Raw genomic sequence first — 6,848 nt, 5'->3', positions numbered from 1 at the left:
CTACTCGTTCAGTTACGTATTGCTAAGGTTGAACAGCGAAGATGCGTTGGATGATCCAGCACCTGGTCGGCCAGCGGCACCGGCGCCGCGCTGCGCGCAGCCAGCAGGCCGTCCGCGCCGCTGGCCAGGCCCAGCACGAAGCGCTCGGCGATATTGCGCAGCTCGCGCACGTTGCCGGGCCAGTCGTGCGCCATCAGCGATTGCATCAGCGGCCCCGGCACCGTGGGCACGCCGCGCTTGTAGCGCGCCGCCGCGCCCAGCATGAAATGCTCGAACAGCAGGGGAATGTCCTCGCGCCGCTCGCGCAGCGGCGGCAGGTTCAGCACGATCAGGTTCAGGCGGTAGTACAGGTCGCTGCGGAATTTCTGCTGGTCGGACCACTCCTTCAGGTCGACCTTGGCGGCGGCGATCACGCGCACGTCGACCGGCACGGGCGTGTTCGAGCCGAGCCGCTCGACATAGCGTTCCTGCAGCACGCGCAGCATCTTGACCTGCAGCGACAGCGGCAGGCTTTCGACCTCGTCGAGGAACAGCGAGCCTTTGTGGGCGTGCTCGATCTTGCCGACCTGCCGCTTGGCCGCGCCGGTGAACGCGCCCATCTCGTGGCCGAACACTTCGCTTTCGAAGATGTTTTCCGGGATCGCGCCGCAATTGAGCGCGACGAAATGGTGGGCACGGCGGCTGCTGAACTGGTGCAGGCAGCGCGCCACCATCTCCTTGCCGGTGCCGGTCTCGCCGTAGATCAGCACGTCGGCCGACTCGTCGGCCAGGTCGAGGATCAGGCGGCGCAGGTCGCGCATCGCGGCGGATTCCCCCAGCAGCATCGCGTCGATGCCCGCGCCGTTCGCGATGCGGTCGCGCAGCGCGGCGACCTCCAGTATCAGGCGCCGCGTTTCCAGCGCGCGCTGCACGGCCTCGACCAGTTGTTCCGACGAATACGGCTTGGGAATGAAATCGTAGGCACCGCCGCGCATCGCGCCCACCGCCATCGAGATGTCGCCGTGGCCGGTCACGAGCACCACCGGCACCTGCGCATCGATGGCCTTGACGGCGTCCATCAGCTCGAGGCCGCTCATGCCGGGCAGGCGCACGTCGCTGACGATCACGCCGGCAAAGCCTGGCCGCATCAGCGCCAGCGCCGGCTCGGCGGCGTCGAATGCCTCGACCTGGAAGCCGGCCAGGTCGAGCGCCTGGACGCTGCCTGCGCGGACGATGGCGTCGTCTTCGACGAGCAGGACTTTCATGGATTCGTACAGTTCGTGCATATTGCTGTCTCCTACTCCGCGCGGGGCAGATCGATGATGAACCGGGCGCCGCCCCCGGGTGGCGACTCGGCGCGCAGGTGGCCGCCGAATTCGCGCACGATCTGCTCGGAGATGGCCAGGCCCAGGCCCAGTCCTTTTCCTTGCGGTTTGGTGGTAAAGAAGGGTTCGAATAAATGCGTGCGTATCGCTTCGGGCACGCCGGGACCGCTGTCGGTCACGGTAATGCGTACCCGCCCGCCGTCGCGCCCGGCGTCGACGACGAGCTCGCGCGGCGTGCTGCCGGCCATCTCCATCGCGTCGAGCGCGTTGCTGAACAGGTTTACGAGCACCTGCTGCAGCCGGTTGCTGTCGCACAGCGCATACAGGTCGCGCGGGTGCGTCGACATGCGGAAACCGACCCGCTCCTGCGCGATCCGGCGCTCGACGAGGAACAGTGCCGCCGTGACGGCCTCCCCCACAGCGACGGCGCTCAGCATCGCGTCGGCCTTGCGCGCGAACTGGCGCAGCTGCCCGGTCAGGAGGCCCATGCGCTCGACCAGTTGCGAGATGGTCGCCAGGTTGGCGCGCGCGTCGTCGAGCCGGCCGCGCTCGATCAGCACGCGGGCATTGTCCGACATCGTGCGCAGCGCCGTGAGCGGCTGGTTCAGTTCGTGCGTGATGCCGGCCGACAGTTGCCCCAGCACCGCCATCTTGCCCGCCTGGACCAGCTCGCTCTGCGCCTTGCGCAGTTGCTGTTCGGCTTGCTGGCGCACCATGTTCTCGTCGCGGGGACTCGCGCGTCATCGTCTGCAGGCTGGCGGTACGCTCCGCCACGAGGCTTTCCAGGCGATCGTAGGCGCGCTGCAAATCCTCGCGGGCGCGCAGCCGCTGGCGGCCGAGGCGGTGGCGCTGGCGCGCGTACAGCACCAGCATGATCGCGAGCGCTTCCGACAGCAGCGTCAGCAGCGCCGCCGCGCGTGCGCCCGCGCGCGCGGGCGCGAGGTCGGACAGGTAGACCAGCTGCCAGTTGCGCGTCGCCAGCGTACGCGACTGGCTCAGCATGGGGCCGCCGGCGGCCGGCGCCGGGCCGGCGACGATGCGCGCGCCATTGTCGAGCGCGCGCACGGTGCGTAGGCCCAGCGGCGTGAGCGGGTACAAGACATATTGGCGCGACTGTTCCAGCTCCTTCCGTACGGCCGGCGTCAGCGGGGCCAGCGTATGGTATTTCCATTCGGGCACCGAGCTCAGGAACACCACGCCATGCGCATCGGCGAGCAGCGCCTTGCCGCCGGCGTCGGCCCAGGTGCCCTCCAGGCTTTCGATATTGACCTTGACGGTCGCCACGCCCAGCATGCGGCCGTCCTGATAAATGCCGCGCGCGAAATAATAGCCGGGCTCGCCCCGCGTGGTGCCGACCCCGTAGAAGCCGCCCGGCGCGCCCCGCAGCGCGTCGCGCACATACGGCCGGAAGGCGACGTTGTCGCCGACGAAGCTGTCGGGCTCGCGCCAGTTGCTGGCGGCTTGCGTGACGCCTTGCAGGTTGACGATGTAGATGGTCGTCGACCTGGCCAGGCGGTTGACACGCTCCAGGTAGACGTCGACTTCGGTCCGCAGCGCGTCGTCGTTGGGCGTTCGCAGGAGCGCGATGACGTCCTTGTTCAGTTCGAACGTGCCGGGCAGGAAATCGTATTTGGACAGCAGGTGTTCCAGGCTGGCCGCATAGCTGTCCAGCCGCTGCGTGCCGGACAGCCGCAGCCGCCCGATCGCGGCGTCCTCGGCATAGCGATAGGCCACCCCGGCCAGCGCCACGCAAGCGAGCAGCAGCACGCCCCACAACGCCAGCCGCCGGCGCGGCCAGCGGCCGGCCTGGCGCGGATTGACGGTGGGTGCGGCTGCGGGCATGGCGGTCCTGGCGTGTTTACGTCATGCGATTAAAACACATGACGCACCCCAAGGTTGATGCCGGTGGTGCCGGACCCGGCGTCGGTGGCATTGCCGACCGTGTACGCGGCCCCGTCGCGGTTGGCGATGTGCCCATATGCCGCGTACAGGTCGGTGTGCCGGGACAGGCTGTACTCGTAACCGATCGCCGCCTGCAGCGCATGCGCTTCACGGCCGAAGTCGTTGCGGTGCGCCGCCACCGAGGCCAGCACCCGGCCCGCGCCGGCCCGCACGGCGACGCCCAGCAAGGCATCCCGGCTGGCGTTGCCCGGCACGTCGCGATTGCGCGCATAGGCCGCGTGCGCCGTCACCGTGCCGAAGCGGTAGCGGCCCGCCAGCATGGTGTTGCGGCTGTGCGCGGTGCCGGTCGGGTCGCCTTGCTGGTGATGCGCCAGCACGAGGGTCAGCGGGCCGGCATCGTAGGCGATGGACGCGCCGATCGTCCGGTTCCTGGCGGCGCCGGCGGCCGCCTCGCCGACGCCGTACAGGATGTCGGCCGACACGCCGTGCCACTTGGGCGACTGGTAGTCGACCGCATTGTCGACCCGGGTGAAGGTCGGGAAAATGTTCTGCGCATTCCCCGCGAGGCCGGTGCAGAACGGATCGACGACGTCGCGCACGACCTTGTAGTACGGCGCGTACTGGCGGCCCAGGCTGACCGAACCGGCCGCGCCGGCGAGGCCGACGAGGGCCTGGCGGCCGAACAGCCGCCCGCCCTGGCCCGCCGTGCCGGTATCCATGTTGAAGCCGTTTTCCAGCACGAAGAAGGCGCTCGTGCCGTCGCCGAGGTCTTCCTTGCCCTTGAAGCCCAGCCGCGAGCCGGACGCCACGCCGCTGCTGACGTTCTCCATCGAACCGGCCGGGCCGCCGCGTTCGCAGCACGATGCCGGCGTCGGCCACGCCGTAGATCTTCACAAAGGACTGCGCCTGCGCGAACGTGGCGCTCAGGCCGAGCGCGCACGCGCCAGCGATGTAGCGATGTTTCAATCGAGTCTCCTTTGATTGTTTATATGTGTCGGATGCGGTCAGCCGGCGCGCACGCCCGCGGCCGGGACGGGCGGCGGCGCGGTCTGCAGGGGCGACTCTTCCAGCGCGCCCTCCCAGTTGGCGACGACGGCCGTGGCGATGGCGTTGCCGACCGCGTTGGTGGCCGAGCGCCCCATGTCGAGGAACTGGTCGATGCCCATCAACAGCAGCAGGCCGGCTTCGGGGATGTGGAACTGGTTGAGGGTGGCGGCGATCACCACCAGCGAGGCGCGCGGCACGCCGGCCATGCCCTTCGACGTCAGCATCAGCAACAGCAGCATGGTGATCTGCGTACCGAGCGACAGGTCGATGCCGTAGGCCTGCGTGATGAACAGCACGGCAAAGGTGCAGTACATCATCGAGCCGTCGAGGTTGAAGGAATACCCCATCGGCAGCACGAAGCTGGAAATCTTGCGCTGCACGCCGAACTGGTCCAGCGCCAGCAGCAGCTTGGGATAGGCCGCTTCCGAACTGGCGGTGGAAAAGGCCAGCAAGAACGGTTCGCGGATCAGCGCCAGCAGGCGCAGCACGCGCTTCCCGATGAACAGGTAGCCGCCCAGGATCAGCAGCAGCCACAGGCAGATAAGGCCGAGGTAGAAGGCGCCCATGAACTTCGCGAACGTGAGCAGGATGCCCAGGCCGCTGGTGGTGATGATCGATGCCATCGCCGCGAATACCGCGAGCGGCGCCAGGTTCATGATGACGCCGGTGATGCGCAACATGACTCGCGCCAGCTGGTCGATCAGCAAGAGCGAGGCCGGCGGCGGCCTCGCCCAGCGCCCCCAGCGCGCCGCCGAAGAACAGGGCGAACACCAGCACCTGCAGGATCTCGTTGTTGGCCATGGCCTCGATCGGCGACCTCGGCACCAGGTGGGCGACGAAGTCCTTGAGCGTGAAGGCGGTGGTCTTCAGGCCGGTGGCGGCATCCACCGGCGGCAGCGGCAGATTGAGGTGGGCCCCCAGTCTGCAGCAGGTTGGACAACAGCATGCCCAGGCTCAGCGAAGTCAGCGAGGCGATCACGAACCAGGCCATGGCCTTCATGCCGATGCGGCCGGCGGCGCGGCCGTCGCCCATGTGGGCAACGCCGACCGTCAAGGTCGAGAATACGAGCAGCGAGATGATCATCTTGATCAGCCGCAGGAACACATCGGTGACGATGGAAATATGGGCCGCGATGTCGGCACTGAGCTGCTTGTCGGCGACGAATTTTTCGTGGCAACCGTAGCCGACCGCAGCGCCCAGTACCATCGCGATCAGGATGGTCAGGGTCAAGGGACGCGTCTTTTTCACTTTGATCTCCAAGATCGCGGCGCTGAATGACGCCGCGTGTTGTCGTGACCCGGCGGGAACCGGGTGTACGGACATCAGCAAGTACCGACGCCAGAGAGATTGCGGAAAAATTTGCCGGCCAAGCGTTTGATTCGAAAGGAGTTTCTTTATGGAAATGCAAGAACAGCACGATCCGCCGTCCAGGAATCAAATACCGTGCGGACTTGCGCCGTATGGAAAATTGGAAGGGCGCCGGCCGCCGGGATTCAGCGGAAATGCAGGCCCGGAATGCGCGTTAAAATGCCGCGATGATTCAACCGCGCGAGACTGGGCATGGAAACAAAGTGGCTGGAAACACTTCATTTCACTGCGCTCGAGACCAAGAACTTCAGCCGCTCGGCCCAGCTGCGGCACGTGACGCAGCCGGCGTTCGCGCGCCGCATCCGCTCGCTGGAAAACTGGCTCGGCACGGACCTGGTCGACCGGACCACGTTTCCGCACCCGCGTCACCCCGGCCGGCACGCGCGTTCAACGAACAGGCGCTGGAGATGCTGGGCCAGATCAACGGCGTGCGCGACCTGCTGCGCCACAACCGCGCGGCCGCGCGGAAAGACGATCGACCTGGCCGTGCCGCACACCCTGTCGCTCACGTTCGTCCCGAAGTGGCTGACCGCGCTGGAACGCGACTTCGACATTCGATCACCAGCCGTCTCATCGCCCTCAACGTGCATGACGCCGTGCTGCAACTGGTGGAAGGCGGCTGCGACCTGCTGCTGTGCTACCACCATCCGCGCCAGCCGGTGCAGCTCGACCCCGGCCGCTACGACATGTTGCTGATGGGCGCGAAGCGCTGTGCGCGTATGCCTGCTCCGGCCCGGATGCGCACCGGAATACCGCCTGCCCGGCCGCAAGGGCGCGCCGCTGCCGTTCCTGTCGTACACGGCGAACGCCTATCTCGGGCGGATGGTGGACCTGATCCTCGCCGATGCGGCATCCGAGCCTTGCTTTGAAAAGCGCTACGAGACCGACATGGCGGAAGGCTTGAAGATGATGGCGCTCGACGGCCACGGCGTCGCCTTCCTGCCCGAATCGGCGGTCGTGCGCGAAGTCGAACAAAGGCAGCTGGCGCGTGCCAGCGACGCCGGCGCGTGGGAGATCGAGATGGAGATCCGGCTGTATCGCGAACGTCCGTCCGCCGCGCGCCCCGGCAAGCCGATCGTCGCGGCGTTGTGGGACTTCCTGGCCGCGCACCGGCCCGCGTCGTGATGCCGTGACGTCGTGATGCATTTTGCGCATGGAGGTGCTGGATCATCCAGCTCACTCCTCCGTTTTAACCTTAGCAATACGTAACTGAACGAGCAGCACAA

General features: G+C 67.3%; 7 protein-coding genes and 1 pseudogene. 4 read left to right on the top strand and 4 right to left on the bottom strand.

Annotated features, from left to right (window positions below):
* Positions 1-8: 8 nt before the first annotated feature.
* Both ACWNCF_RS04835 and ACWNCF_RS04830 read right to left on the bottom strand, forming a co-directional pair.
* Positions 9-1,265 (bottom strand): sigma-54-dependent transcriptional regulator, encoded by a 1,257-nt coding sequence (locus ACWNCF_RS04835; RefSeq protein WP_449406227.1) that lies wholly within the window; start codon positions 1,263-1,265, stop codon positions 9-11.
* 11 nt (positions 1,266-1,276) lie between these two features.
* Positions 1,277-2,017, bottom strand: a complete 741-nt coding sequence (locus tag ACWNCF_RS04830; RefSeq protein WP_449406226.1) for a sensor histidine kinase — start codon at positions 2,015-2,017, stop codon at positions 1,277-1,279.
* A 1-nt stretch (position 2,018) separates the two neighbouring features.
* Here ACWNCF_RS04830 and ACWNCF_RS04825 point away from each other — a divergent pair, with 1 nt between their 5' ends.
* Together ACWNCF_RS04825 and ACWNCF_RS04820 are read left to right on the top strand one after the other, a co-directional pair.
* The gene (locus tag ACWNCF_RS04825; protein ID WP_449406225.1) at positions 2,019-2,378 is read left to right on the top strand and encodes a hypothetical protein; all 360 of its coding nucleotides are present in this window, start codon (positions 2,019-2,021) and stop codon (positions 2,376-2,378) included.
* Positions 2,379-2,462: 84 nt separating this feature from the next.
* Entirely contained in the window at positions 2,463-3,179 is a 717-nt protein-coding gene (locus tag ACWNCF_RS04820; RefSeq protein WP_449406224.1) for a hypothetical protein, read from the top strand.
* Here ACWNCF_RS04820 and ACWNCF_RS04815 read toward each other — a convergent pair.
* Together ACWNCF_RS04815 and ACWNCF_RS04810 are read right to left on the bottom strand one after the other, a co-directional pair.
* On the bottom strand, positions 3,176-4,036 hold the full coding sequence (locus tag ACWNCF_RS04815; RefSeq protein ID WP_449406223.1) for a porin: 861 nt from the start codon (positions 4,034-4,036) through the stop codon (positions 3,176-3,178). The two genes, ACWNCF_RS04820 and ACWNCF_RS04815, sit on opposite strands and share 4 nt — an antisense overlap.
* Before the next feature lie 174 nt (positions 4,037-4,210).
* Positions 4,211-5,502: pseudogene (locus ACWNCF_RS04810) on the bottom strand (dicarboxylate/amino acid:cation symporter).
* A gap of 312 nt (positions 5,503-5,814) precedes the next feature.
* On the opposite strand from ACWNCF_RS04810, the gene ACWNCF_RS04805 reads away from it, so the two are divergent.
* Both ACWNCF_RS04805 and ACWNCF_RS04800 read left to right on the top strand, forming a co-directional pair.
* Positions 5,815-6,318 carry a LysR family transcriptional regulator gene (locus tag ACWNCF_RS04805; protein ID WP_449406222.1) on the top strand — a complete coding sequence of 168 codons (504 nt, stop codon included), beginning with the start codon at positions 5,815-5,817 and terminating at the stop codon, positions 6,316-6,318.
* Positions 6,319-6,333: 15 nt separating this feature from the next.
* Positions 6,334-6,747: a LysR substrate-binding domain-containing protein gene (locus ACWNCF_RS04800; protein ID WP_449406221.1), complete on the top strand. Its 414-nt coding sequence runs from the start codon at positions 6,334-6,336 to the stop codon at positions 6,745-6,747.
* Positions 6,748-6,848: the final 101 nt, after the last annotated feature.

It is taken from the genome of Massilia phosphatilytica, assembly GCF_977014125.1.
This window is presented reverse-complemented; position numbering and strand designations above follow the sequence as displayed.

Coding starts and splice junctions, on each gene's coding strand:
- ACWNCF_RS04835 (WP_449406227.1), bottom strand. CDS start 1,265: ATGCACGAACTGTACGAATCCATGAAAGTCCTGCTCGTCGAAGACGAC.
- ACWNCF_RS04825 (WP_449406225.1), top strand. CDS start 2,019: ATGTTCTCGTCGCGGGGACTCGCGCGTCATCGTCTGCAGGCTGGCGGT.
- ACWNCF_RS04815 (WP_449406223.1), bottom strand. CDS start 4,036: ATGGAGAACGTCAGCAGCGGCGTGGCGTCCGGCTCGCGGCTGGGCTTC.
- ACWNCF_RS04820 (WP_449406224.1), top strand. CDS start 2,463: ATGGTATTTCCATTCGGGCACCGAGCTCAGGAACACCACGCCATGCGC.
- ACWNCF_RS04805 (WP_449406222.1), top strand. CDS start 5,815: ATGGAAACAAAGTGGCTGGAAACACTTCATTTCACTGCGCTCGAGACC.